At 67.9% G+C, this 24,691-nt stretch carries 22 protein-coding genes and 1 riboswitch; of the genes, 12 read left to right on the top strand and 10 right to left on the bottom strand.

Annotated elements, in window-relative coordinates; translation table 11 throughout:
- Positions 1 to 23: 23 nt before the first annotated feature.
- Genes QM806_RS18030 through QM806_RS18015 form a run of 4 tightly spaced genes read right to left on the bottom strand, consistent with a single transcriptional unit; the run spans position 24 to position 3,916 of the window.
- Positions 24 to 899: an ABC transporter permease gene (locus QM806_RS18030; RefSeq protein WP_005561797.1), complete on the bottom strand. Its 876-nt coding sequence runs from the start codon at positions 897 to 899 to the stop codon at positions 24 to 26.
- Complete coding sequence (locus QM806_RS18025) at positions 892 to 1,728, bottom strand: ABC transporter ATP-binding protein (RefSeq protein WP_005244194.1); 837 nt, start codon at positions 1,726 to 1,728, stop codon at positions 892 to 894. The genes QM806_RS18030 and QM806_RS18025 overlap by 8 nt, the downstream gene beginning before the upstream one ends.
- Positions 1,725 to 2,813, bottom strand: a complete 1,089-nt coding sequence (locus QM806_RS18020; RefSeq protein ID WP_054247111.1) for an ABC transporter substrate-binding protein — start codon at positions 2,811 to 2,813, stop codon at positions 1,725 to 1,727. Before QM806_RS18020 ends, QM806_RS18025 begins: the two co-directional genes overlap by 4 nt.
- Positions 2,814 to 2,845: 32 nt before the next feature.
- Positions 2,846 to 3,916, bottom strand: coding sequence for an ABC transporter substrate-binding protein (locus QM806_RS18015; protein WP_005561795.1), 1,071 nt, complete (start codon positions 3,914 to 3,916; stop codon positions 2,846 to 2,848).
- Between the two features lie 279 nt (positions 3,917 to 4,195).
- On the opposite strand from QM806_RS18015, the gene QM806_RS18010 reads away from it, so the two are divergent.
- Positions 4,196 to 5,116, top strand: a complete 921-nt coding sequence (locus tag QM806_RS18010; protein WP_005561794.1) for a sigma-70 family RNA polymerase sigma factor — start codon at positions 4,196 to 4,198, stop codon at positions 5,114 to 5,116.
- Here the strand turns inward: QM806_RS18010 and QM806_RS18005 are convergent.
- On the bottom strand, positions 5,091 to 5,690 hold the full coding sequence (locus QM806_RS18005; protein ID WP_005244202.1) for a carboxymuconolactone decarboxylase family protein: 600 nt from the start codon (positions 5,688 to 5,690) through the stop codon (positions 5,091 to 5,093). The two genes, QM806_RS18010 and QM806_RS18005, sit on opposite strands and share 26 nt — an antisense overlap.
- 120 nt (positions 5,691 to 5,810) lie before the next feature.
- Between QM806_RS18005 and QM806_RS18000 the strand changes: the two genes are divergently transcribed.
- Together QM806_RS18000 and QM806_RS17995 are read left to right on the top strand one after the other, a co-directional pair.
- Positions 5,811 to 6,998: a pyridoxal phosphate-dependent aminotransferase gene (locus tag QM806_RS18000; protein WP_120659668.1), complete on the top strand. Its 1,188-nt coding sequence runs from the start codon at positions 5,811 to 5,813 to the stop codon at positions 6,996 to 6,998.
- Positions 6,995 to 8,032, top strand: coding sequence for an AraC family transcriptional regulator (locus QM806_RS17995; protein ID WP_120659669.1), 1,038 nt, complete (start codon positions 6,995 to 6,997; stop codon positions 8,030 to 8,032). The genes QM806_RS18000 and QM806_RS17995 overlap by 4 nt, the downstream gene beginning before the upstream one ends.
- Before the next feature lie 7 nt (positions 8,033 to 8,039).
- On the opposite strand, the gene QM806_RS17990 is transcribed toward QM806_RS17995, so the two are convergent.
- The 3 genes from QM806_RS17990 to QM806_RS17980 form a co-directional block, all read right to left on the bottom strand.
- Positions 8,040 to 8,465 (bottom strand): VOC family protein, encoded by a 426-nt coding sequence (locus QM806_RS17990; protein WP_005255234.1) that lies wholly within the window; start codon positions 8,463 to 8,465, stop codon positions 8,040 to 8,042.
- Positions 8,466 to 8,528: 63 nt separating this feature from the next.
- Entirely contained in the window at positions 8,529 to 9,572 is a 1,044-nt protein-coding gene (locus QM806_RS17985) for a zinc-binding dehydrogenase (RefSeq protein ID WP_005571812.1), read from the bottom strand.
- Positions 9,573 to 9,651: 79 nt separating this feature from the next.
- Positions 9,652 to 10,299 (bottom strand): LysE family translocator, encoded by a 648-nt coding sequence (locus QM806_RS17980; protein WP_005255230.1) that lies wholly within the window; start codon positions 10,297 to 10,299, stop codon positions 9,652 to 9,654.
- Between the two features lie 145 nt (positions 10,300 to 10,444).
- Between QM806_RS17980 and thpD the strand changes: the two genes are divergently transcribed.
- From thpD to QM806_RS17965, 3 genes are all read left to right on the top strand, one after another.
- Complete coding sequence (thpD, locus tag QM806_RS17975; protein WP_120659670.1) at positions 10,445 to 11,356, top strand: ectoine hydroxylase; 912 nt, start codon at positions 10,445 to 10,447, stop codon at positions 11,354 to 11,356.
- Between the two features lie 169 nt (positions 11,357 to 11,525).
- A complete protein-coding gene (locus tag QM806_RS17970; RefSeq protein ID WP_005571807.1) occupies positions 11,526 to 13,676 on the top strand; it encodes an MMPL family transporter in 2,151 nt (716 codons plus the stop codon).
- Between the two features lie 171 nt (positions 13,677 to 13,847).
- The gene (locus QM806_RS17965; RefSeq protein ID WP_005255223.1) at positions 13,848 to 14,495 is read left to right on the top strand and encodes an alpha-ketoglutarate-dependent dioxygenase AlkB; all 648 of its coding nucleotides are present in this window, start codon (positions 13,848 to 13,850) and stop codon (positions 14,493 to 14,495) included.
- On the opposite strand, the gene QM806_RS17960 is transcribed toward QM806_RS17965, so the two are convergent.
- Positions 14,496 to 15,584, bottom strand: a complete 1,089-nt coding sequence (locus QM806_RS17960; RefSeq protein ID WP_005255221.1) for a 3-deoxy-7-phosphoheptulonate synthase — start codon at positions 15,582 to 15,584, stop codon at positions 14,496 to 14,498.
- Between the two features lie 281 nt (positions 15,585 to 15,865).
- On the opposite strand from QM806_RS17960, the gene QM806_RS17955 reads away from it, so the two are divergent.
- The 5 genes from QM806_RS17955 to metE all read left to right on the top strand — a co-directional run bounded on the left by QM806_RS17955 (position 15,866) and on the right by metE (position 22,059).
- Positions 15,866 to 16,813 carry an ABC transporter ATP-binding protein gene (locus tag QM806_RS17955; RefSeq protein ID WP_269591330.1) on the top strand — a complete coding sequence of 316 codons (948 nt, stop codon included), beginning with the start codon at positions 15,866 to 15,868 and terminating at the stop codon, positions 16,811 to 16,813.
- Entirely contained in the window at positions 16,813 to 17,598 is a 786-nt protein-coding gene (locus tag QM806_RS17950; protein ID WP_283292263.1) for an ABC transporter permease, read from the top strand. The genes QM806_RS17955 and QM806_RS17950 overlap by 1 nt, the downstream gene beginning before the upstream one ends.
- A gap of 10 nt (positions 17,599 to 17,608) precedes the next feature.
- Complete coding sequence (locus QM806_RS17945; protein WP_005571802.1) at positions 17,609 to 18,733, top strand: sensor histidine kinase; 1,125 nt, start codon at positions 17,609 to 17,611, stop codon at positions 18,731 to 18,733.
- The gene (locus QM806_RS17940; protein WP_005255215.1) at positions 18,730 to 19,338 is read left to right on the top strand and encodes a response regulator transcription factor; all 609 of its coding nucleotides are present in this window, start codon (positions 18,730 to 18,732) and stop codon (positions 19,336 to 19,338) included. Before QM806_RS17945 ends, QM806_RS17940 begins: the two co-directional genes overlap by 4 nt.
- Positions 19,339 to 19,462: 124 nt before the next feature.
- A riboswitch (cobalamin riboswitch) is annotated at positions 19,463 to 19,670 on the top strand.
- Positions 19,671 to 19,797: 127 nt separating this feature from the next.
- On the top strand, positions 19,798 to 22,059 hold the full coding sequence (gene metE, locus QM806_RS17935; protein WP_005571801.1) for a 5-methyltetrahydropteroyltriglutamate--homocysteine S-methyltransferase: 2,262 nt from the start codon (positions 19,798 to 19,800) through the stop codon (positions 22,057 to 22,059).
- A gap of 43 nt (positions 22,060 to 22,102) precedes the next feature.
- On the opposite strand, the gene QM806_RS17930 is transcribed toward metE, so the two are convergent.
- The gene (locus QM806_RS17930) at positions 22,103 to 23,110 is read right to left on the bottom strand and encodes a helix-turn-helix transcriptional regulator (protein WP_005571800.1); all 1,008 of its coding nucleotides are present in this window, start codon (positions 23,108 to 23,110) and stop codon (positions 22,103 to 22,105) included.
- 122 nt (positions 23,111 to 23,232) lie between these two features.
- Between QM806_RS17930 and QM806_RS17925 the strand changes: the two genes are divergently transcribed.
- Complete coding sequence (locus QM806_RS17925; protein WP_005571798.1) at positions 23,233 to 24,672, top strand: GntP family permease; 1,440 nt, start codon at positions 23,233 to 23,235, stop codon at positions 24,670 to 24,672.
- Positions 24,673 to 24,691 lie beyond the last annotated feature (19 nt).

The following is a 24,691-nucleotide window of genomic DNA, read 5'->3' as shown; positions in this document are numbered from 1 at the left end:
GGAGTTTCTTTTCCGGTAAGTGACTAGACCCGCCAGCGGGACAGCCTGCGTTCGATCAGTACGAGAACGGCGTTGAGCGTCAGCCCGAGAACAGAGATCGCGACGATGCCCGCATACATGTTGGGGATCTGGAAGTTGAACTGGGAGGCGGTGATCAGGTAGCCGAGGCCTGCCTTGGCCCCGACCATCTCGGCGGCGATCAGCACGAGGATCGACGACGCCGCCGCCATGCGGATTCCGGTGAAGATGGTGGGAACGGCGGCGGGCAGCACGACCTTCTGGAACAGGCGCACGGGCGACAGTCCCAGCGAGGACGCCGACTTGATCAGCAACGGGTCGACGGTGCGCACACCGGAGATCGTGTTCAGCAGGATCGGGAAGGTGCACGCGTAGATCACCAGGGCGATCTTGGACTCCTCACCGATGCCGAGGATCAGGATGAACACGGGGAGCAACGCCAGCGCCGCCGTGTTGCGGAACAGCTCCAGGATCGGGTTCAGGAAGTCCGACACCGGGCGGTACCAGGCGATCGCGATGCCCAGCGGGATCGCGATCACGACCGCCACGAAGAATCCGATCAGGGCGCGGGAGAGGCTGGCGGACACGTGCTGCCACAGCTCACCGCTCTTGAGCAGATCGAAGAATGCCTCGACCACCGTGGTGAACGGGGGAAGGAACACCTCGTCGACGAGACCGACCCGCGGAGCGATCTCCCACAGTGCCAGGAAGGCGACGATCGCGACGGACGGCTTGAGGATCCGCCAGGCGATCGGACGCAGTGCCGCACCGGCACGCTGGACAGCACCCGGCTGCGGCGGGGTGGAAGCGGGCGACGGAGCCGAGGTCCCGGGTCGATCGATTGCGACGGGAGCTTCCGGTGACGCGAGTGCGCTAGACATGTGCTTCCTCCTTCTCGATTACCTGTGCACGCTCCACTTCGCCGTGCAGCAGCGTCCAGATGCGGTGGCGGTAGTGCCGGAACTGCTCGTTGGACCGGACGTCCTCGCCGCTGCGGTCGATGTCGATATCCACGAACGTCTTCACCCGGCCGGGCCGCGACGTCAGGACGGCGACCCGCTGCCCGAGGTAGATGGCCTCGTCGATGCCGTGCGTGATGAACAGGATGGTCTTGCCGGTGGCCTTCCAGATGCGTAGCAGTTCGTCCTGCAGCGACTCACGGGTCTGCGCGTCGAGCGCCGCGAACGGCTCGTCCATCAGCAGCACCTCGGGATCGAACGCGAGGCTGCGGGCGATCGCGACGCGCTGCTTCATGCCGCCCGACAGCTCGTGCGGGTACCGGTCGCCGAAGCCCTTCAAGCCGACGAGCTCGAGGTAGTGCTCGGCCAGTTCGCGCCGTTCCTTCTTGGGCAGTCCCTTGGCCTCGAGCCCGAATTCGATGTTGTGCCGGGCCGTCCGCCACGGCAGGAGTGCGTACTGCTGGAAGACGATTCCGCGGTCGAGACCGGGCCCGGTCACCGGCTGCCCGTCGAGCAGGATCCGGCCCGACGTGGGGGTGCTGAGTCCGCCGAGCAGGTCGAGCAGCGTGGACTTCCCGCAACCACTCGGCCCGACGAGGACGAGGAATTCGCCGTCTGCGAGATCGATGTCGATGTCCTCGATCGCGGTGAACTTGTCCTTGGACCCTCGCACGTCGAACTGTTTGGTGACGTGCTCGAGGCGGAGCTTGGGCGTCTGAACCCGATCGGGGTTCGAGGCGGTGGTGCTCATTTCTGTCCTTCCAGTACTTCTCCGTCGGGCCCGCTCTCGGGCTGGAACGTGCCGTTGGCGTACGGGTTGAATTCGTTGGTGTAGAGGTCGGTTGCGGTCAACTTGCCCTCGTCGAGCTCACCGTTGCGGACGAGCCAGTCGATCCAGGTCTGCAGTTCCTTCTCCTGGATCACGGCCCCGGCGACAGGAATCCCGGAGCTGCGCCAGTAGTCGATGGCCTCGTCGCTCTCGTTGCGGCCACGCTTGTCGATGATGCTCTTGAACCGTGCGACGACCTCCTCACGCGGAGTCACCTGGGTCCATCGGATGGCCCGGGCCGTGCCCTGCACGAAGTCCGCAACGGCGTCCTTGTTCTTCGCCAGGAAGTCGTCGCGCACCACGTAGGTTCCGTAGCTGAATGCGCCGAACAGATCCCGGTCCGTGAACAGCGGCCGGATACCCCCACGCTCCTGGGCTGTTTCGCGGAAGATGCCGTTGATGGCGGCCACGTCGATCTGACCTTCGCGCAGGGCCGTTTCGTTGTTCACCGGCGGAACCACGGTCAGCTCCACCTGTTTGATCTCGTCCTGGGTCAACCCCTGCTGGGCCAGCCACTCCCGGACCAGGAACTCGTGGTGCGCACCGAGCGTGTTCATCCCGACCTTCTTGCCGATCAGGTCGCGCGCCGAGCGAATGGGGCTGCCGTCCAGCACGAAGTATCCCGTGTACTCGCCGGCGTCCGCGCCGTAGGAACTCAGCACCGACGTGATCGGTGCCCCGGCGGCATTGAGTTTGACGACGGCTCCGTTGAACGCCGAGCCGAACTCGATGTCACCGGTGGCCGCCGACTGGATGTCCTGCGGGCCGCTGGTGGTGTCGCCGACCCATTCGAGCGTGATCTTGTCGTAATACCCTAGGTCCTCGGCGAGCTCGTGGAATCCCACGTCCCCGGCCCACCCCTGGTAACGCAGGACCGTCCTCCCGTCCTCGATGGTGGCGGTCTCCGACGAGCCGGCGCACCCCGCCACTCCCGAGGCCAGCGTGAACAGTGCTGCGGTTGCCGCGAGGGCGCGCACGGCGCCGCGCCGGAAGTGGGACATCGACATCACTTTCTTCTCGTGGGGATCTGGGGTGGAGTTCACTTGGCGGCCAGCGCTTGTCCGTCGGGGCCGCTGTCGGCGGGGTACGTGCCGTTGGCGTACGGGTTGTACTCGTTGGTGTAGACGTCGGCGGGCGTGAGCTTGCCGTCCTCGAGTTCCCCGTTGCGGACCAGCCAGTCGATCCAGGTCTGAATCTCCTTGTCGGTGATCACGCCACCGGGACCCGCCACACCCGGCGTCTTCCAGTAGTCGACGAGGTCGGTGGTCTCGTTGCGGCCGCGCTTGGTGATGATGTCCTTGTACTTCGCGATCACGTCGTCGCGCGGAGTCGTCTGGGTCCAGCGGATCGCGCGTGCCGTGCCCTGCACGAAGTCCGCGACGGCGTCCTTGTTCTTCGCGATGAAGTCGTCGCGGAACAGCAGCGAACCGTAGGTGAAGGAACCGAAGATGGATTCGTCGGTGAACAGCGGGCGGATGCCGCCGCGTTCGACCGCCTTGTCGCGGAACACGCTTCCGAGCGTGCCGACGTCGATCTGACCCTGCCGCAGCGCCTGTTCGGTGTTCACCGGCGGAACGACGGTCAACTCGACCTGCTTGATCTCGTCGGGGGTCAGGCCCTCCCGCGCCAGCCACTCACGCACGAGGAACTCGTGGTGCGCGCCGAGCGTGTTCATCCCGACCTTCTTGCCGATCAGGTCACGTGCCGACGTGATCGGGCTTCCGTCGAGCACGTAGTACCCGTTGAACGTCTCCTTGTCGGAGCCGTAGTAGCCGATGACGGACGTGATCGGCGAATCGGCCGCGGCCAGCTTCAACACCGCACCGTTGAACGCGCCACCGAAGTCGGTCTGCCCCGTGGCGGCATTCTGGATGCTCTGCGGCCCACTGGTGGTGTCGCCGATCCAGTTCAGTTCGACCTTCTGGTAGTAGCCCAGGTCGGCCGCGAGTTCCGGGAACGAGACCTGTCCCGTGGTCCCCTCGTAGCGCAACACCGTCTTTCCGTCGGCTGTCGTGGTGGTCTCGGAACCGGAGCACGCGACAGCAAGGCTGGTGAATGTGAGAAGGGCGGCCGCTGCGGCCAGAGTCCGCGCGAAACGTGGACGAATCATCGAAGGTCTTCCTAGTGTGTGATGCCCGCCCACGACGAAGCGGCGGGTCCTGCGAGCGCACTCCCGAACCCGCCCGGCGGACGCCGGACGGGTGAGCAGGACGTGCAGAAGAAAAAGGGGTGCGAAAAAGCCAGGTCAGCTACGACAGCCGAAACACTGGAACATGGCAGACTCCCTGGACGTGGTGTGGTCGCCACACCATACGTCCGGACCCACCACCAGGGTCAACGGTTACGCACACGACGGATTTTATGTCTGGACCGCACGTAGGATATCGGCATGCCCACTGCGACGCTGGTAGACGAATTCGAGTCCCACCGGCCGCATCTGCTCTCCGTAGCGTACCGGCTGACGGGAAGCGTCAGCGACGCGGAGGACGCCGTGCAGGAGTCGTGGCTACGACTCGACGACGCGGACGCCGCGAACATCCGCGACCTCCGGCCGTGGCTCACGACGGTGGTCGGGCGGATCTGCCTCGACCGGTTGCGGTCGGCCGCGGTGCGGAGGGAACAGTATGTCGGCCAATGGCTTCCGGAACCCATCGTCACCGGACTGTCGCCGTCAGCCGAGCCGGACCCGCTGGAAGCGGTCGTCCGGGACGAGGACAACCGCCTCGCCGCGCTGATCGTGCTCGACACGCTCACCCCTGCGCAACGGGTTGCGTTCGTGCTGCACGACGGTTTCGGGGTGCCGTTCGACGAGGTAGCCGGGATTCTCGGAATCGAGACGCCCGCGGCGCGTCAGCTCGCGTCGCGGGCCCGCAAGGCCGCTGCCGCAACCACACCCGCCGTTCCCGACGAGGAGCATGCGCTCGCCGTGCAGCGACTGCTCGAGGCACTCGCCGCCGGCGACCTCGACGCGGTGGTCGCGGCGCTGCACCCGGATGCCCTCGTCATCGGCGACGCCAACGGCACCACGAGCACCGCCGTCAACGTCATCCGCGGCGCGGACAAGTTCGCCCGCTTCTTCCTCGGTCTCATCGAACGGTACGGGCCGGCGGTGTTCACCGTCATGCAGCCGGTCCTGGTCAACGGCCAGCTGGGCTTCTTCAGTGCCGCACTCACCGGCGACGAGGCCCACCGCAGCTCGCCGCCGCGAGTGGGTGGGTTCACCGTCCGGGACGGACTCGTCTACGCGGCGTACGACATCGCCAATCCGGAGAAGTTCGGCGGGATCAGGCTCCCGGGCCTTCCTTCGTGACCGCGGCGTCGTCGGCCCACGGCACCCGGCACGAATCGGTGCCGAAACCCTGCTCCGTGATGCCCAGCGCCGAGTACATCCGGGCGCGCATGTTCTCGATGCCGATCTGGTAGGACAGTTCGACGACACCGGCCCGGCCGAACCGGCGCTCGAGGTCTGCCACCTGTTCGTCGGTGACCGTGGTGGGCGTCGCCGTCATCGCGTCGGCGTATGCGATGGCCGCGCGCTCGTCCTCGCTGTACGCGGGCGAGTCGGCGTAATCGGCGATGTGCTGGAGCCGCTCCACGTCGAGGCCGTCGAGGCGTTGCAGCATCGTGCCGAAGTCCACGCACCACGAGCAGCCGATCGTCCACGCCACGCGGTAGACGGCGATCTCCCGCACGTTCGCGGGAAGCACGGTCGACGCCTTCTGCACCGCCAGCTCGTGCCGGGCCGACGCGACGAACAGCTTGCGGTGATGGGCGAGCACGGTGAACGGCTCGGGCACCTCGTCGAACTTGTGGGCAGCATATTTGTAGGCGACCTTCACCAGCGGGCTCGCGTCCGCCGGGGCCACTGCGGGAATGCGGGGCATTGCGTCCTCCATCGTCACCGGGCGCCCTTCGCGCGCCGTCTACAGAGAAGACGAGACAGCCCCGCAGAACGTGACGCGGCCCTGTGCAACCCTCGCCGCCACACCGACTACGCTGCAGTAATGCCCGCAACGCCGCGCAACCGCACCGTCCAGCGCTTGCAGCCGTTCGCGTCCACCATCTTTGCCGAGATGACGGCGCTCGCCGTGCGCCACGACGCCATCAACCTCGGCCAGGGTTTCCCCGACACCGACGGTCCCGCGTCCATGCTCGACACCGCGCGCCGAGCCATCGCGGACGGGCTCAACCAGTACCCACCCGGCCCCGGCATGCCCGTGCTCCGACACGCTGTCGCGGCCGACCGCCTGGCCCGGTACGGGCTCGACCACGACCCCGACTCGGAGGTGCTGGTCACCGTCGGCGCCACCGAGGCCATCAGCGCCGCCATTCTGGGGCTGGTCGAACCGGGTGAAGAAGTGGTGCTGATCGAGCCGTACTACGACTCCTACGCAGCGTCGGTCGCGCTGGCGGGAGCGGTGCGACGCAGCGTGCCGCTCGCCCGCTCCGGCACGAAGTTCCTCGTCGACCTCGACGCTCTGCGAGCCGCGATCACACCGAAGACCCGGATGCTGGTGATCAACACCCCGCACAATCCGACCGGCACCGTGTTCACCCCGGAGGAGATCGCCGCCGTCGCGGAGCTGGCCTGCGAGCACGACCTGCTGGTTCTCAGCGACGAGGTGTACGAACACCTGGTCTTCGACGGCCGAACGCACACCGCCCTGGCCACTCTGCCGGGAATGTACGAACGGACCGTCTCGGTGTCGAGCGCCGCCAAGACGTTCAACGTCACCGGGTGGAAGATCGGCTGGGCGTGCGGTCCGGCGGAACTGATCGACGCCGTCCGGACCGCGAAGCAGTACATGTCCTTCGTCGGCGGCGGACCGTTCCAACCCGCGGTGGCGCATGCGCTGAGCCACGAGCAGCAGTGGGTGAAAGAGCTGCGGGACAGTCTGCAGGCCAAGCGGGACGTGCTCTACGACGCGCTCGTCGCGTCCGGTCTGGAGGTCCATTCGGGCGGCGGCACGTACTACCTGTGCGCCGACATCACCGCGATCGGCGAACGCGACGGCATCGACTTCTGCCGCAGGCTCCCGGAGCGCATCGGCGTGGCCGCGGTGCCGGTCAGTGTGTTCACCGACCATCCGCAGCCGTGGAACCCGCTGGTGCGGTTCGCGTTCTGCAAGCAGGACCACGTGCTCGAGGAGGCGGCGCGGCGGCTCCGGACCCTCGGGGAGCCCGGATCGTGACTGCCCGCACCATCCCCGCCGACTTCGTCCGGCGATCGCTCGAGCTGTCGGCGCGCAGTGGGGTCGATCTCTCCCCCGCGCTGTCGGCGGCGGGAATCACGACGGCGTCGCTGGAGGATCCGCTGGCCCGGTTGACGCCGACCCAGGTCACCGCGTTCACCCAGGCGGTCTGGCAGATCACGGGCGACGAATTGTTCGGGCTCGGGCCGGCCCCGGTCCCCCGCGGCACGTTTCGGCTCGTCTGCCTCGCGCTGATCCACACCGCGGATCTGTCCGCCGCTCTCGAGCGGATGGCCGACATCCTGCGCGCCCTGCCGTCGCTGCCCGCGCTGCACATCGGTCCCGGTGTCAACGGCGGAACCCGGATGACCATCGACATCCGCCCGGCCGCGGCCGAACGGTCCACCGAGGACGTGCAGTCGTCGCTCGAGGCGACGCGGGTGACCACCGATTTCCTGCTGATCCTGCTTCATCGTTTCGCGGCGTGGCTCGTGGGCAAGAGGGTCCGGTTGCTGGCAGTGGAACTGCCGTATCCGGCGCCGCTGCCGCACCTCGCCGAGAACTACGATCACATCTTCGGTGTCCCCGTGACATTCGATTCCGACCTTCCCGCAGTCGAATTCGACAACGCCGTCATGCGGGCGCCCATCATCCAGACCGAGGAGACGCTCGAGGACTACCTCCGAGAGTCACCGACGCTGCTGATGTCGGAGCGTGACTACGACAGCACGGCGTCGGCGCAGGTGCGCCGGGTCCTCGAGCTGGGCATGAAAGGCCGGACGTCGACGGCCGAGGACATCGCGGAGATGCTGTCGATCAGCGTCCCCCACCTGCGCCGCCTGCTCCGGCAGGAGGGGACGTCGCTGAATCAGCTGCGCGAGGAAGTGCTCCGCGACGCCGCCGTGGCCGGGCTCCGACGAGGCGAGACCGTGGAGGACCTGTCGGCGCGACTCGGCTTCTCCGAGCCCAGCGCGTTCCGTCGCGCCTTCAAACGCTGGACCGGCAGCACCCCGAGTTCCTACCGCGGAGCGTGACAGCGCGTCAGCTGACGCAGAACTCGTTGCCCTCGGGGTCTGCCATCGTGACCCACTCGCTCGGTCCCTGGCGGCCGCGGTGCAGCACGGTGGCGCCGGACTGCTCCAGCTTCTCGGCGACCTCGTAGCGGGCGTCGCCGACCCTGATGTCCAGGTGGAGCCGGTTCTTCACCGTCTTCCGTTCGGGAACCAGCTGGAACAGCACGCGCGGGCGCTCCGGGTGCTCCGGATCGCGGATGGCCTGGCCCTCCCGCCAGACCAGGACACCCTCGAACTCCATGGTGTCGGACTCCTGCGCGTGGCCGGCCTGGACGAGCCCGCGGATGAACTCCTCGTTGCTCGGCTCCACCTCCCAGCCGAGCGTCTGCGCCCACCATTTGGCCAGGGTATGCGGGTTCTCCGAGTCCACTGTGACTTGAAATTCATATCCCATGGCCCGACGGTACAGCGGGGCACCGACAGGTCCCAGTGAGCCGAATCCCGGCACCTGCCGGTGTCAGGGTTTGACGAGGATCCGGATGGGGTCTCCCTCGTGGTTCGCGAGCTTCTCGATGCCCTTTGCGACGTCCTCGAGCGGGATGATCTCGCTGATCGACCGTGACAGGTCGAGGCGGCCACGGGACACCAGTTCGGCGAGGGTTTCGATGTCCACGTTCTTGTAGCCGAGGTGGCCGAGTACCTGCTTCTGGGACAGTCCGAACTGCGCGGTGGTGCCCACCGAGGCCTCCTGGGCGCTCAGCCCGACCGCCACGAGTCGGCCTCCCACCGTCAGGCAGTCGAGTGCCTGCTCGAACGTCACTGTCAGTCCGGCCGCGTCGAACGCGACGTCGAGCATCCGGCCGCCCGTCGCGTCGGCGACCTTCTCCTTCAGGTTCTCGTCCCGGGAGTCGAATGCGTAATCGGCCCCGAGCTCCAGGGCACGTTCCCGCACAGCGGGATTGATGTCGAACGCGATCACGGGGACAGCTCCGACCAGGCGCGCCAGCTGCACGATGTGGGTGCCGACTCCACCCACGCCCCACACGCCGACGGTCTCCCCGACCACCACCTTGCCGGTGCGCACGACCGCGCCGAACGGCGTCGACACCGCGTCGGCGAGGATGGCCGCCTGCTCGAACGGAACGTTGTCCGGGATGCGGGTCAGTCCCCCCGCCTGCGCCACCGTGTATTCGGCCCACGCGCCGTCGTAGGCGAACGCCATCAGCTGGATGCTCAGACAGTTCGTGAGGTCCCCGCGGCGGCAGTTGCGGCACGCAAAGCAGGGCCGGCCCGCGGACGGCACGACGCGGTCTCCCTCGGACCAGCCGGTCACTCCGGCACCGAGTTTCGCGATGGTGCCCGACGCCTCGTGGCCCTGCGTCACCTCGGGCAGGAGCGCGGGGAACGTGCCGTCGATCAGGCTCAGGTCGGAATGACAGATGCCGCAGAACTCCACTTTGACGAGCACTTCACCGGGTCCGGGTTCCGGAATCGGAACATCTTCGACCGCAATGCTTTTCGTGTCGGCATGGAATCGCTGCGCCCGCATGGTCTCGGCCATCTCTCACCCTTCGTCGTCGTCGCTTCCGACGGTACCCGCGAAACATGCTCATGCGTGCATAATTCAGGCCACTGCCGGTTCAGACCGTCGCGGGCCGCGTCCGGTCGAGAGCGAGGTGAACGGCGAGGCCGCCGAGGACGCTTCCCATCACGAACTTCTGCGCACGCAGCCACACCGGGCGTCCGGACAGGAACGCCGCGACAGTTCCTGCGACGCAGACGATCAGCGCGTTCACGGTGAGCGCGACCACGATCTGCACGGTGCCCAGCAGCAGGCTCTGCAACCACACCGGCCCAGCGCCGGGGTGGACGAACTGCGGGATCAGCGCCAGGTACATCACCGCGATCTTCGGATTGAGCAGGTTGGTCGTGAGCCCCATCAGGAACAGCCGGGCGGACGAATCCCGGGGCAGCCCGCGGGCAGGCGCGAACGGCGCGTGCCCGCCGGGCCGCAACGCCTGCCACGCCAGCCAGCCCAGGTAGCACGCGCCCGCCAGCTTCAGCGCGGTGTACGCCTGCGGGACGGCGGAGAACACCGCCGAAATGCCCAGTGTCGCAGCAGCCAGATAGCACAGGAATCCGAGAGCGACCCCGGCCAGCGAGACCAGCCCCGCCGCCCTGCCCTGAGTGATGCTGCGCGAGACCAGATACACCATGTTCGGTCCCGGTGTGAGAACCATGCCGAGGGCGATCGCCGCCACTCCGAGTACCGCCGCCGAATCGATCATGCCCGTGACGATCCCACCGCGGCGACGCGCCGTCGCGGTCCAGTCCGGCCTCGGTGGACCTGTGTCCGGGTTGCATTCGTCGACGACCAGTGGGAACGTCGGAAGAGTAAAGCGTTGTCCAATCCGAAAGGGTGAAACACGAGTTATGCGTACGGCCGTAGCCGACAACTACCCCACGAGGGACCGCAACGAGTGCACGATGACCGTCCGCCAGGACCCGGTCACCTGGTCGGACCAGAAACGGGGTGATTCCCGCTCCGGTCCGCTCACCGCGAATCAGATTGCCGTCTACGACAAACGCGGATATCACTCCGCCGAGTCGATCATCCCACCACGCGACGTGTTCAACCTGGTCGACGAGATGACCCGCCTCGCCGGGACCGATACGCTGCGCGGCGACGGCCGGGTCGTGCGGGAGAACGGCGACGGCGCCGTCCGTTCCGTGTTCGACGTCCACCGTCTCAGCGACGTCGTCGACGAGATCATCCGCCGCCCCGAGGTGGTGGGTATCGCCCGGCAGATCCTCGGTTCGGACGTCTACGTCCACCAGTCGCGACTCAATTTCAAGCCCGGTTTCTCCGGCGGCCCGTTCTACTGGCACTCCGACTTCGAGACCTGGCACGCCGAGGACGGCATGCCCACTCCTCGCGCCGCGAGTATCTCGATCGCGCTCACCGAGAACTACGGGCACAACGGCGGGCTGATGATCATGCCCGGATCTCACCGCGCGTTCGTGTCGTGCGCCGGCGAGACCCCCGAGGACTACTACAAGGAATCGCTGGTCAGCTACGTTCCACCCACGGGTTCGCCCGATCAGCCGACGCTCACCCGGATGGCGAACGAGTACGGCATCGACATGATGACCGGACCGGCCGGCTCCGCCACCGTGTTCGATTCCAACTGCATGCACGGTTCGAACGGCAACATCACGCCGTTCGCGCGTTCCAACCTCTTCATCGTGTTCAACAGTGTCGAGAACACCCTGACGGATCCGTTCTCGGCGCCCGCACCGCGCCCCGACTACCTCGGTAGCCGGGATTTCACCCCCTTGCGGTAACGAGCACCATGACGTACCGCGGCCCCGCTCCCTGACGTCGGAGCGGGGCCGCGGTCTGTCGATGCCGCGAAACCCGTAGCCTTCGCGCCGTCCTGCATGCGACGATGACTGGGCACGGTTCGACCGCCCGGCCGGGCGCCGGCCGAACCTTCATCTCCCGGAACGGGGAATGATGTTTGCCTACATCGCGCGCACTGTCGTCGCACACCCGTGGCAGGTCATCGCGACCTGGGTGGTCGCGGCAATAGCCGTCATCCTGTTCGCACCGAGTCTCGACGACTACACCACCGGCAACCAGCAGACGTTCCTGCCCAGTTCATTCGAGTCCTCCGAGGCGCAGGCCGTCGGAAACGAATACTTCCCGAGCCTGTCGGGCGCCACCGGCAGCCTGGTGGTGGTCCGCGCCGACGCCGCCCCGCTGTCACCCGCCGACCAGCAGACGGCGCTGAATCTCGCGACCACGCTTCAGAATTCGGCGATCCCGGGAGTCGTGAGCGTGCAGGGGTCGCCTGCGTCGCTGTCCGCCGACGGGAAGGCCGCCGCACTGCAGGTGGTGTTCGACGGACAACCCGGCGACGACCAGGTCAACGACGCCGTGCCGGTCATCCGGGGCGACGCCGAGCAGCAACTGAACGGCACCGGCCTGGTGAGCGGGCTGACCGGGAACGCGGCCATTCAGGTCGACACCACCGCCGCCTACGACAACGCCGACAAGGTCATCACGATCGCCACGGTGATCGTCATCCTCACCCTGCTCGGCCTGATCTTCCGCAGCCCCGTCATCGCCGTGCTGCCGGTTGTCGTGATCGGTGTGGTGCTGTCGGTGGTCACCGGACTGACCGCCGTGCTCGCCGATCTGTTCGACTTTCAGGTCAGCACGTCGCTGCAATCCATACTCGTGGTCGTCCTCTTTGGTGTCGGCACCGACTACATCGTCTTCCTGCTGTTCCGCTATCGCGAACGTCTCCGGCAGCAGGCCGCGGCGGGGTCCACCACCGACACCCATCGAGAGGCCCTCGTGTTCTCCACCGACGTCGTCGGGCGCGTCGTCGCGTCGTCGGCGCTCACGGTCATCGTCGCGTTCGCCGCCCTGCTACTGGCGAAACTCGGCTCGCTCACCACGCTCGCGCCGGGACTCATCGTCGCCGTGGCCGTCATGCTGGTGACGGCGTTGACGCTCATCCCCGCCGTGTTCACCGTGCTGGGCCGCCACCTGTTCTGGCCGCTCGGACCGGGGCACGACAGCCCCCACACCCCGTTCGCCTCGATCGGCGCCGCGATCGGGCGCCGGCCAGCCGTGTTCGCCGTCGCGATCGGCGTCGTGTTGATCGCGCTCGCCTCCTTCGCGTCCGGCTACAAGTCGACGTACAACACGCTGGGGGAACTGCCCTCCGACACGCCGTCACAGCAGGCCTTCGACACCCTCGATCAATCCTTTCCCGCGGGTGCGCTGAGCCCGACCCAGGTGTACGTCGTGGCTCCCGGACCGCTGGATCCCGCGTCGCTGACCCCGCTCGTCACCGCTCTCACGCAGGTGCCGGGCGTGTCCTCGGTCGCCCCGCCGCGACCCAGTCAGGACGGTCGAGCCGCGCTCGTCAACGTCGTACTCGCCGACGACCCCTACTCGAACGCGTCCCTCGACCTCGTCGAGGGACCGATCCGCGACGCCGCCCACGGAGCGGTCCCCGGCTCGGAAGTCGTTGTGGGAGGGCAGACATCCACGTTCGTCGACGTCCGCGCGCAACTCGCGGCGGATACGCGCCTCGTGTTCCCCGTCGCCGCAGTCGCCATCGCGCTGATTCTCGCCCTGCTCCTGCTCGCCGTGCTCGCCCCGCTCAACCTGCTGGTGTGCGTCGCACTCACGTTCGTCGCCACCCTCGGCGCCGTGGTGATCCTGTTTCTGCACGGCCTCGGCTACGACGGGATCGACTTCTCGATTCCGATCGTGCTGTACCTGTTCGTCGTCGCGATCGGCACCGACTACAACATCCTGCTGGCCTCGCGACTGCGCGAGGAATTCCGCAACGGGTACACCCCGCGTGAGTCCGCGCGGATCGCCGTCTCCAACGACGCCCCCACGGTGGCCGCCGCCGGCCTGATCCTGGCGCTGACCTTCGCTTCCCTGACCCTCACCGGACTGGCAAACCTCGCCGAACTCGGCTTCGGTGTCGCGATCGGTGTCGCCATCGCCGCCTTCGCGATGGCCCCGATGCTGGTACCGAGCCTGGCGGCACTCGAACGTCGCGCCTTCTGGTGGCCGAGCAGGCAGAAGGCGACCGTCGACACCGGCGACGACCGCGAGCCTGCGGTGCCGCGGTGACAACCGCCGCCGTTCCCCGGGCTTCCGTGCAGACGCACCACTTCTCCGCAGCCGCACTCCTTCCAGGGCCCGAAAAGTAGTGCGCGAACCAAGAAGGGGTGCGTCTGAGCGGCGACTGCCGCCTCGGAAGACAGTGGGAACATACGTTCGAATATCGGGTAGCATGGCGGCATGACTTCCGCGGATGCGCGGTATGCGCACCAGGCCTCACTGTTCGACGACGCGTCGTTCGGTGTCGAACTGGGCGCGCTCGGGTCGACAGTGCAGCGTCGCATGCTCACGGCGGGAGCGTGGGTCGACGTGCGGCCGGGGTGGCTGACCGGTTCCGACGAGCTGTTCACCACGCTCGCGGAGACGGTGCCGTGGAAGGCGGAGCGGCGCCAGATGTACGACCGGGTGGTCGACGTCCCACGCCTCGTCCGGTTCTACCCGGAGGGTGAGCCGCTCCCCGACCTGCTGCTGGTCGCGGCACGCGACGCCCTGAGCACGCATTACCTGCCCGAACTGGGCGAGAAGTTCGCCACTTCCGGACTCTGCTTCTACCGCGACGGCTCCGACAGCGTCGCCTGGCACGGCGACGACACCGGCCGGAGCCGCACCGAAGACACCATGGTCGCCATCCTCTCGCTCGGCGCCGCGCGTCCGCTGCTGCTGCGTCCGCGCGGCGGCGGGCACTCGATCCGGTACTCGCTCGGCCACGGTGACCTGCTGGTGATGGGTGGTTCCTGCCAGCGCACCTGGGAGCATTGCGTACCGAAGAGCACCCGCCCGCTCGGACCGCGGATCAGCGTGCAGTTCCGCACGAGAGGCGTGCGGTGATCACTTCCGACGTGCGGCCACTGCCTGCGCGAGACGGTCCAGCTGCGCCGCCGTCGTGTTCCAGTCGATGCACGCGTCGGTGATGGACTGGCCGTACGTGAGGTCCTCGGCCTTTCCGAGCGTGAGGTCCTGACGACCGGCTTCGATGAAGCTCTCCACCATCACACCGACGATCCCCTTCTCGCCCTCCTCGAGCCGCACCGCGATGTCGTTCAGCACGTCGACCTGCCTCTCGTGGTTCTTGCTGCTGTTGCCGTGGCTGGCATCGATGACGACCCGCTCCGGCAGACCGCCCTTGCGCAGCCGGGCGAGCGTGTCCGCCACCGTCTCCGCGTCGTAGTTCGGTCCGTCGCTGCCCCCGCGGAGGATGACGTGGCAGTCGGGGTTACCGACCGTGCGGATCAGCGCGGCCTGCCCGTCGAGGTCGGTGCCGGGGAACACGTGGCTCGCCGCGGCGGCGCGGGTGCCGTCGACCGCCACCTGCACGTCCCCCTCCGTCGAGTTCTTGATCCCGACCGGCATCGACAGCGCGCTGCACAGCTGGCGGTGCACCTGGCTGGCGGCGGTGCGGGCACCGATCGCGCCGTACGTGACGAGGTCCGCGATGTACTGCGGCATGATCGGGTCGAGGAACTCGCAGCCGACCGGCAGGCCGAGCGAGGACACGTCGAGCAGCAGCTTGCGGCCCATGCGGATCCCGGTGTCGATGTCGAACGTGCCGTCCAGGTGCGGGTCGTTGAGCAGACCCTTCCAGCCGAGGGTGGTGCGCGGCTTCTCGAAGTAGACCCGCATCACGATGTGCAGGTCGTCGCGCAATTCCTCGGCCTTCGCGGCGAGTCGGCGGGCGTAGTCCATGGCGGCGTCCGGGTCGTGCACCGAGCACGGGCCCACCACGACGAGCAGTCGATCATCGTCGCCGTTCAGCACGTTCACCGTGTCGGCGCGGCCGGAGCGCACGGTCGCGGACGCGACGTCGTCAGGGGCGTGTTCGCGGCGCACGACCGACGGGGCCACCAGCGGGCTGATGCTCACGGTGCGCTGGTCGTCCAGCCGATCAGCGCTGGTAGTGGTGTCGAGAGTGACAGTCATGGGTTCGGGTTCCTGTTCTCAGGCCGGCCCTCGAAGACTGTGGAGATTCCCGCGAGCCGGTCTGTAATCCGGCTCTGGGGTGGAAGAAGTCAGCGCGTGGTTACGCCGACCGGCCCACCCGGGGCCGGCCTGCTAAACCAGAAATATGCGCGCTGCATGGCGCCCACAGTAACGGCTGCCCCCGATCGGCGCCACACCTACCCCGGCCCCTGACATTTGTCACGGTGAGGTCGTGACGGACGTGTGGGGGTCGGCGGCCGTCGGGATCGCACGCTGATTGCATGACATCGACAGCGCTCCACACCTCCACGAAGGCCTCCGCGTCGCCGGCTCCGGCAGTCAGCCTGCGAGGCGTCCACAAGTACTTCGGTGACGTTCACGCCGTCCGGGGCCTGGACCTCGAGATCCGGCCCGGCGAGATCGTCGCGTTCCTCGGCCCCAACGGCGCCGGCAAGACCACCACTGTTGACATGGTCCTCGGATTGTCCCGCCCCACAGCCGGTGAGGTGTCCGTCTTCGGCACCGATCCGCGCACCGCGATCGCGCAGGGTCTGGTCTCGGCGGTCATGCAGACGGGCGGCCTGCTGAAGGAACTGACCGTCGAGGAGACCGTCCGGCTCACCGCGAGCCTGTTCGCCGACACGCGGCCGGTCGACGAGGTCCTCACCCGGGCCGGCATCGCCGATCTCGCAAACCGGTTGGTGGGCAAGTGTTCCGGAGGTCAGCAGCAGCGACTGCGGTTCGCGATGGCACTGCTCTCCGATCCCGAACTGCTGATCCTCGACGAGCCGACCACGGGCATGGACGTCGAGGGCAGGCGGGACTTCTGGTCGGCGATCCGCGCCGACGCGGACAGCGGCCGGACCGTCGTCTTCGCGACGCACTATCTCGAGGAGGCCGACGCCCACGCCGACCGGATCGTGCTGGTGCGCAAGGGAAAAGTGGTGGCCGACGGCACCGCTGCCGAGGTGAAGGCATTGGCCGCGGGACGCACGGTGCGCGCCCACTTCCCGGGCGCCGACAGGGAACAGCTGTTCGCGATTCCCGGCGCCGACAGCATCGAGGTGCGCGGTGACAGCGTCCTCGTCCACTCGACGGACACCGACGCCGTGGCCCGCCACCTCCTCACGCAGACGCCTGCCTGCGACCTCGAAATCGTCTCCCGAGGACTCGAAGACGCGTTCATCACGCTCACCTCCGACGACTCCGCCACGGAAGGATCGAACTGATGACCACCCTCGCCGTACCCCGCCGCGTTCCCCCGCTCGGCGGCCTCAACGCCACCCTCCTCGGACTCGAACTGCGCCGGCTGCTGCGCAATCGGCGCACGATGATCATCACTCTCGTCATGCCGGTCGTCTTCTTCCTCATCTTCGGCCTGAACCCCAGCTACTCGGGTGAGAGCGCGGGCAACGGGAACGTCTCGGCGTACGTGATGATCAGCATGGCGCTGTACGGCGCGATGATCGCGACGACGAGCGGCGGCGCGATGGTGTCGGTGGTGTCGGTGGAACGGGCGTCGGGATGGAGCCGGCAGTTGCGGCTCACCCCCTTGTCCCCCGGGGTCTACATCTTCGTCAAGGTGCTCGTCGCGATGATGCTCGGGCTCGGGGCCGTCGGCGTCGTCTACCTCGTGGGCGCGTTCACGTCCGTCCGGATGGACACGTCCCTGTGGTTCGCGACGGCCCTGATCACCTGGCTCGGATCCGCAGTGTTCGCCGCGTTCGGCCTGTTCATGGGGTACCTGCTGCCGAGCGAGAACGTCATGCAGATCCTCGGCCCCGGGCTCGCCGTGCTCGGCTTCGCGGGCGGGCTGTTCATGCCGCTTCAGGACGGTTCGGTGTGGGCGTCGATCGCGCAGTTCATGCCCACGTACGGGCTGAGTCAGCTGGTGCACGCACCGCTCACCGGTGAGGCGATGCAGTGGACGTGGCTCCTCAACGTCGCGGTGTGGCTGGCGATCTTCGTCGGCGGTGCGGCGTGGCGTTTCCAGCGCGACACCGAGCGAGTGTGACGGCGGTATCGTGACTGCCGTGACCACCCCCGACGGCCCCGTCGTGACCAGGCGATGGGGCCGTTTCGGATTCATTTTCGCCGCCGCGTGGACGGTCTTCCTGTTCCAGCCGTTCCTCGACGGGTGGGCCGCCCGCGATCAGGTCCGGGGCTGGATCGGGATGATCGCCACGCTGGCATTCGCGGTGACGTACCTTGCGATGTTCCGGTGGTCGCATACCCGGCGCGCGCACAACGAGTTTCGGCCACCGCTGAACCAGGCGGTACCGCTCGTGTTGGCGTTGTTCGGGCTCGCAGCCGTCATGGTGGTCGCCGTCGGGTCGTCGGGGCTGTCCGCCGGCGTCTTCCTCGCCGTCTCCGCGGTCATGCTGTTCCCCGCGTGGCTCGGCGGGCTCACCGCGCTGACCGTCGCAGTTCTCGTGGAAGTGATCTCCACGGTGATGGACTGGGGGTCGGGCACCGGGCTCTCGCTAGGCGTGTGCGCGGCAGCATTCGCGATGTTCGGGGTGACCAAGCTGATCAACCGCAACATCGAATTGGTCCGGGAACGGGAAGCGAGCGAACGACTCGCGGTGCAGGAGGAACGCACCCGGATGGCCCGCGACCTCCACGACATCCTGGGGCACTCCCTCACCGTCATCACCGTCAAGGCCGAACTCGTGGGCCGGCTCCTCGACATCGACATCGACCGGGCCCGCACGGAAGTGGCAGACCTGGAACGCCTTTCCCGCGACGCGCTCGCGGACGTCCGGCAGGCCGTGCAGGGAATCCGGGGGCTGTCGCTTCCGGTGGAGATCGCCCGGGCCGGGGAAGCGTTGCGGTCGGCCGGAATCGAGGCCGAGCTGCCCAACAGCACCGAGTCGGTGCCCACCGGCCTGCGCGAGTTGTTCGCGTGGACGGTCCGCGAGGGTGTCACCAACGTGGTCCGGCACAGCGGCGCGACGCACTGCTCGGTCACGGTGGGCGAACGCGAGGTCACCGTCGTCGACGACGGCGCCGGCTGCGCCGAATCCGTGCACGGGAACGGGCTGGTGGGCCTGCGGGAGCGCGCCGCGGCCGCCGGAGCCCGGGTCGTCATCACCCATCCGCAACCGGGCGGGTTCTCGTTGCACGTGCTGAAGGAAGAGGTCCCGTGACGATCCGGCTGCTGCTCGCCGACGATCAGGCACTCGTCCGCGGTGCCCTCGCCGCCCTGCTCGACCTGGAGGCGGACCTGACGGTCGTCGCGGAGGTCGGGCGCGGCGACGAGGTCGTCGCGGCGGCGCGCGAGCACTCCCCCGACGTCGCGCTCCTCGACGTCGAAATGCCCGGCCTGGACGGGATCGCCGCGGCCACGGCACTGCGGACCGAGATGCCGCAGACCCGCGTCCTGATCGTGACGACGTTCGGTCGTCCCGGGTACCTGCGCAAGGCACTGCAGGCCGGTGCATCGGGGTTCGTCGTGAAGGACACCCCGGCCCGGCAGCTCGCCGACGCCGTCCGGCGCGTCCATGCCGGACTGCGCGTCGTCGACCCGGCTCTCGCCGCCGACAGTCTCGTCAGCGGGGAATCACCGCTCACCGACCGGGAGACCGACGTGCTGCGGGCGGCGCGGGACGGTGCGCCGGTCGCCTCGATCGCTGCCGCACTGTTCCTGTCGGCAGGCACGGTACGCAATCACCTGTCTTCGGCGATCGGCAAGACCGGCGCCAGCACCCGCGCCGAGGCCGTCCGCGCCGCGGAGTCGAACGGCTGGCTGTAGGCCCTCCGGGCTCGTGCGCCTTTTTGGTAGTTGGGGCTACCAAAAAGGCGCACGGGCCGAAGGCCTATGCTGGCCGGTGCAGCTGGTTCGCCCGGCACGGTCGTGAGGAGCCCCGAAGACCGCACCTGGCGTCGAAGCACGTCGGCCTCCCCGGAGTCCGCGTGTGAGAGGGAACCCGGTGATAATCCGGGACTGTCCCGCAGCGGTGAGCAGGAACGACCGCCGTCACCATGCACTGGGCAACCGCCTGGGAAGCGACGGCCACTAGGTCCGGTGTGATGTCACACCGGCTGCCTGCAAGTCCGAAGACCTGCCGACTGTGTCGGGCACGCCGTGCCCGACGGTTACCGCCTCGTGGATTGGGCGTGTAGACCTTCTCGCGCTGCAGCACGTCCCTGGGCTCGAGAGGTGTACCCGTTTGCCGGCGGTAGCCGTACCGCGTACGCAACTGGAGATACCGTGACATTTTCTTTCACCGCGACCGTGCTGGGCTCACCTCGCATCGGTCCGAATCGCGAACTGAAGAAGGCCGTCGAGTCGTACTGGGCAGGCCGCCTCGACGCCGAAGCGCTCGACGCGCTCGCCCGGGATCTGCGCCGTCAGACCTGGACGAGCCTGCGCGACGCCGGCCTCGACTCCGTGCCCGTCAACACGTTCTCGTACTACGACCATGTGCTGGACACCGCGGCGATGCTCGGCGCACTGCCCGACCGTGTCGCCGGCATCGAGAGCGACCTCGACCGCTACTTCGCCGCCGCCCGCGGCAACGACACGGTCGCCCCGCTCGAGATGACCAAATGGTTCGACACCAACTACCACTACCTGGTGCCGGAGATCTCCCCGACGACGACGTTCGCCCTCGACCCGTCGAAGGTGCTCCGCGAACTCGAAGAGGCACGTGCCCTGGACATTCCGGCCCGCCCGGTGGTGGTGGGTCCGGTCACGTTCCTGCTGCTGTCGAAGGCTGTCGGCTCGGACGCACCCCTCCTCGACCGCCTCGACGAACTCGTCCCGCTGTATGCGGACCTGCTCGGTCGGCTCGCCGACGCGGGCGCCGACTGGGTGCAGATCGACGAACCCGCGCTCGTCGCCGACCGCACACCGGAGGAGATCGCGGCGGCCAAGCGGGCCTACGACCGGTTGTCCGCGCTGGAGTCGCGACCGGCGATCCTCCTCGCGTCGTACTTCGGCAGTCTCGGTGACGCACTCCCCGCCATCGCCTCGACCGGTGTCGAGGGAATTGCGATCGACCTGGTCGCCGGATCCGACACTCTCGCCACCGTTCCCGATCTGACCCGCAAGCACGTCGTCGCCGGCGTCGTCGACGGACGCAACATCTGGCGCACCGACCTGGACGCGGCACTGGCGTCGCTCGGCACCCTGCTGGGCAGCACCGGTTCGCTCGCCGTCTCGACGTCGTGCTCGCTGCTGCACGTCCCGTACACGCTCGACGCGGAGACCGGACTCGGCAAGGCGCTGCGGTCGTGGCTGGCGTTCGGTACCGAGAAGGTCCGCGAGGTCGTCACCCTCGGCACCGCACTGACCAGCGGTCGTGAATCCGTCGAGGACGAGTTCGCGCTCGCCCGCGCGGCGGCGTCCACCCGCAGCACCGACAGGCGTCTGCACGACGCCACGGTCCGTGCCCGGCTGGACGCGCTCACCGCGTCCGATCCGGGGCGCAGTCCCGCCGCGGAACGTCGGGAAGCCCAGTCGGCGCTGTCGCTTCCGGTGCTGCCGACCACCACCATCGGCTCCTACCCGCAGACGACGCAGATCCGGGTCGCGCGCGCGGCGCGGCGCAAGGGTGAGATCGACGAGTCCGAGTACCTGAACCGGATGCGCGCCGAGGTCGCCGATGTGGTTGCGCTGCAGGAGAAGCTGGACCTCGACGTGCTGGTGCACGGCGAACCGGAACGCAACGACATGGTGCAGTACTTCGCCGAACAGTTGGACGGGTTCTTCGCGACGGACAACGGCTGGGTGCAGTCGTACGGCAGCCGCTGCGTCCGCCCGCCGATCCTGTACGGCGACGTGCGACGCAGCAACCCGATGACCGTCGAATGGATCACGTACGCGCAGTCACTCACGCAGCGTCCGGTGAAGGGCATGCTCACCGGTCCGGTGACGATCCTGGCGTGGTCGTTCGTGCGCGACGACCAGCCGTTGGCCGACTCGGCCAACCAGGTGGCGCTGGCCATCCGCGACGAAACGGTGGACCTGCAGGGCGCGGGCATCCGGATCGTCCAGGTGGACGAGCCCGCGCTGCGCGAACTGCTGCCCCTGCGGGCCGCGGATCAGCCGGCGTACCTCGACTGGTCGGTCGGGGCGTTCCGTCTCGCGACGTCCGGGGTCTCGGACTCGACGCAGATCCACACCCACCTCTGCTATTCGGAGTTCGGTGAGGTCATCGAGGCCATCGCGAGGCTCGACGCCGACGTCACCTCCATCGAGGCCGCGCGCTCGCACATGGAGGTCCTCGACGACCTCAACGCCGTCGGCTTCGATCTCGGCGTCGGCCCGGGCGTGTACGACATCCACTCGCCGCGGGTGCCCGGTGTCGAGGAGATCGCGGCGTCGCTGCGGGAGGCGCTGAAGGCGGTGCCGGTGGAACGGCTGTGGGTCAACCCCGACTGCGGTCTGAAGACCCGTGGTCCCGCCGAGGTCGAGGCGTCGCTGCGCAACCTCGTCGACGCGGCGAAGCTGGTCCGCGCGGAGCTGTAGGCGGCTCCGCCGCCCGTGAGTGGTTGAGGAGTCTCTGGACTCGTCAACCACTCACGGGGCCGAAGGCCCTGCTCTGCGACGGATTCTCACCGAACCGGCGACGGTAGGCGGCCGCGAAGAGGCCGAGGTTGACGTATCCCCACGCGCCGGCGATCGAGGCGACGGTCTCGCCCGGCGATGCGGTGAGCAGTTCCTCCCGGATGCCCTGGAGGCGCTGCTCACGCACGTACTCGGCCGGGGTGGTGTTCAGGTATTTCCGGAACGACCCGGACAGGGTGCGGACGCTGACACCCACCGCGTCGGCGATGTCGGAAGCGGTCGGCAGTTCGCGGGCGTACTCCCGGATGTATTGGACGGCGTGCCGCACATAGCCGGGCGCCGCCGGGCCGGTGGACCTGTCCGGGTCCACTCCGGCGCGAGCCGCCCATTCGGTGAGCAGGTGCCCGACCAGCAACTCCTGCAGGTTGAGTCCGATGCGCCCCTCGGTGGCGTGCCCCGGTAGCTCTCCCGTCGTCCGCATCGCGTAAGCGAGCAGCGCCTGCCAGCCGGATCCGCCGCCCCCGATGGCGCATTTGCGTTGCCATAGAAGATCTCCGGGGTCGAATCCCCACCAGCGCACAGCCGTGTCCGTGAGCAACGCATGGGGAACGGTGAGATTGAGCTGGACGTGGTCGGGCGAGAACTCGACGAGGTAGTCGACGCGACTGCAATCGGCGACGAACGTGTCACCTGCCGGTGTGTCCGCGGTGGCGTCGTGGTCGAGGTGGTGCCGGGCGTTGCCCCGGATGGTCGTGAGAACGAGCGCGTTTCCTGCGTCGGACGAGAAGTCGCCGACCGAGACGGGGATTCCGTAGGAGAACCGGGTGACGGTGATGTCGCCGATCTTCGTGGAGTACATGCTCGACCGGGGTGACAGCCCGACACCGAGCGGACGCACGACGTAGGGCATGTACACGCGGTCGGACCAGAGTTGGATCTCGCTCCAGTCCTCCGACGCTCTGCGCTCGGCGGCCGTCGGCCGTCCCACCGCAAACGGATCCAGCACGACCATGCGTCGAGTATTCCACCCGCACGAGGCCGAAGGCCCATTGCTTATATCGTGAGTGTGTGCTCATAATATGGGTGTACCTGTGACGCCAGTCACTACCCCGCCTCCTCGATAAGGACGCGCACATGTCAGACGTAGCAATCCTGATCAACACCACGGTCGCCGTCGCGGCGGTCGTTCTGATGATCGTGCGTTTCAAGTTCAACCCAGTGGTGTCACTGGTCGTCGGATCCGCCTACCTCGGACTCACGACGGGACTCGGCACGGCCGAAACGGTGGAAGTCATCAGCACCGGTTTCGGCGACATCATGGCCGAAGTGGGACTTCTGATCGCCTTCGGCGTCCTGGTGGGCGCCATGTTGAAAGAAATGGGCGCGATCCAGCGCCTGGTCGGAACACTTCTGCGGGTGTTCGGGCCGAAACGAATGCCCTATGCGATGTCGCTGACGATCGCGACGTTGCTGCAGTCCATCTTCCTCGACGTCCTGCTCGTCATCTCCGCCCCGCTCGCCCGCAACCTCGCACCGAAGGTCGGCCGGGTCGGGACCGCACGCATGGCCACCGCCCTCGCCATCGGCCTGGAGTGCGGCATCGTGCTGATGGTTCCCGGTGTCGGCGCCCTCGCCCTCGCCGGACTTCTCGGTGTGCCGCTCGGCAAGATGCTGATCTTCGGCTTGATCCTGGTGATCCCGACCGTGGCGATCTCCGTCGCGATCATGTCGTTCCTGTTCACCCGCGGTTGGTGGAACCCGGAGAAGGACGAGGAGCACTTCCATCAGACGGTCGTCGACGACGAAGAGGACCAGTGGACCGACGGCGGCAGCGGCGGGACCACCCCTCGGCCCGATGCCGGCGGACGCGTCGCCCAGGCGCAACGCACCGCGACCGTCACCGAGGTCACGGCCGAGCGCGCGGCGCACGACCGCCCCCTGATCCTGCTCCTCGCTCCGCTGCTCGTCTCCCTCCTGCTCATCGCGACCGGCGCGATCCTGGACATCGCCGAGATCAGCAATCCGGTCGTGTCGTTCGTGTCCGAGCCGCTCATCGCGCTGCTGATCGGACTGATCGGCACCAGCTTCGTCGGACGGCTCAGCATCGGCCAGCACCGCGTCCAGAAGGCGATCGCCAGCGGTTTCAGCGAGAGCGGCCAGATCCTCATCCTCACCGGCGTCGGTGGGTCCCTCGCCGCGACCATCGCCGCGGCCGGTCTCGGCGACATCCTCGGCAAGTACTTCACCGCCAATCACGCCGCTCCGCTGCTGATGGTGTGGGTGATCGCCGCCGTCCTGCACGTCGCCGTCGGCTCGGTGACCATCTCCGCGATCACCGCCGCGGGCGTCCTCGCCCCCATCGCACCGACCCTCGGCCTCGACCCCGTCCTCATCGCCCTCGCCGCCGGCGCCGGCTCCCTGTTCGCGGTGCATGTCACCAGCAACACGTTCTGGCTGCTGCAGTCCTTGATGGGTCAGACCACACGAGGCACGCTGAAGACGTGTTCGGTGGGAGTATCGGTGGCATCGGTCGTCGCAATACTGCTCGTCCTGCCCATGAGCCTCGTTCTCTGAGCGTCACTATCAGTTAAGG

Source organism: Rhodococcus sp. IEGM 1351 (assembly GCF_030056875.1).
Taxonomy (GTDB): domain Bacteria; phylum Actinomycetota; class Actinomycetes; order Mycobacteriales; family Mycobacteriaceae; genus Rhodococcus_F; species Rhodococcus_F opacus.
Note: the sequence above shows the minus strand (reverse complement) of the source record. Positions and strands in the feature narration are given on the sequence as shown.

Bases quoted from the DNA above. Each gene is read 5' to 3' on its own strand.
- thpD (WP_120659670.1), top strand. From the start codon at position 10,445: ATGCGTACGGCCGTAGCCGACAACTACCCCACGAGGGACCGCAACGAG.
- QM806_RS18005 (WP_005244202.1), bottom strand. From the start codon at position 5,690: ATGCCCCGCATTCCCGCAGTGGCCCCGGCGGACGCGAGCCCGCTGGTG.
- QM806_RS17955 (WP_269591330.1), top strand. From the start codon at position 15,866: ATGACATCGACAGCGCTCCACACCTCCACGAAGGCCTCCGCGTCGCCG.
- QM806_RS18025 (WP_005244194.1), bottom strand. From the start codon at position 1,728: ATGAGCACCACCGCCTCGAACCCCGATCGGGTTCAGACGCCCAAGCTC.
- QM806_RS18030 (WP_005561797.1), bottom strand. From the start codon at position 899: ATGTCTAGCGCACTCGCGTCACCGGAAGCTCCCGTCGCAATCGATCGA.
- QM806_RS17960 (WP_005255221.1), bottom strand. From the start codon at position 15,584: ATGACTGTCACTCTCGACACCACTACCAGCGCTGATCGGCTGGACGAC.
- QM806_RS17990 (WP_005255234.1), bottom strand. From the start codon at position 8,465: ATGGGATATGAATTTCAAGTCACAGTGGACTCGGAGAACCCGCATACC.
- QM806_RS17930 (WP_005571800.1), bottom strand. From the start codon at position 23,110: ATGGTCGTGCTGGATCCGTTTGCGGTGGGACGGCCGACGGCCGCCGAG.
- QM806_RS18015 (WP_005561795.1), bottom strand. From the start codon at position 3,916: ATGATTCGTCCACGTTTCGCGCGGACTCTGGCCGCAGCGGCCGCCCTT.
- QM806_RS17925 (WP_005571798.1), top strand. From the start codon at position 23,233: ATGTCAGACGTAGCAATCCTGATCAACACCACGGTCGCCGTCGCGGCG.
- QM806_RS17965 (WP_005255223.1), top strand. From the start codon at position 13,848: ATGACTTCCGCGGATGCGCGGTATGCGCACCAGGCCTCACTGTTCGAC.
- QM806_RS17970 (WP_005571807.1), top strand. From the start codon at position 11,526: ATGATGTTTGCCTACATCGCGCGCACTGTCGTCGCACACCCGTGGCAG.
- QM806_RS17950 (WP_283292263.1), top strand. From the start codon at position 16,813: ATGACCACCCTCGCCGTACCCCGCCGCGTTCCCCCGCTCGGCGGCCTC.
- QM806_RS18020 (WP_054247111.1), bottom strand. From the start codon at position 2,813: ATGTCGATGTCCCACTTCCGGCGCGGCGCCGTGCGCGCCCTCGCGGCA.
- QM806_RS18010 (WP_005561794.1), top strand. From the start codon at position 4,196: ATGCCCACTGCGACGCTGGTAGACGAATTCGAGTCCCACCGGCCGCAT.
- QM806_RS17985 (WP_005571812.1), bottom strand. From the start codon at position 9,572: ATGGCCGAGACCATGCGGGCGCAGCGATTCCATGCCGACACGAAAAGC.
- QM806_RS17980 (WP_005255230.1), bottom strand. From the start codon at position 10,299: ATGATCGATTCGGCGGCGGTACTCGGAGTGGCGGCGATCGCCCTCGGC.
- QM806_RS18000 (WP_120659668.1), top strand. From the start codon at position 5,811: ATGCCCGCAACGCCGCGCAACCGCACCGTCCAGCGCTTGCAGCCGTTC.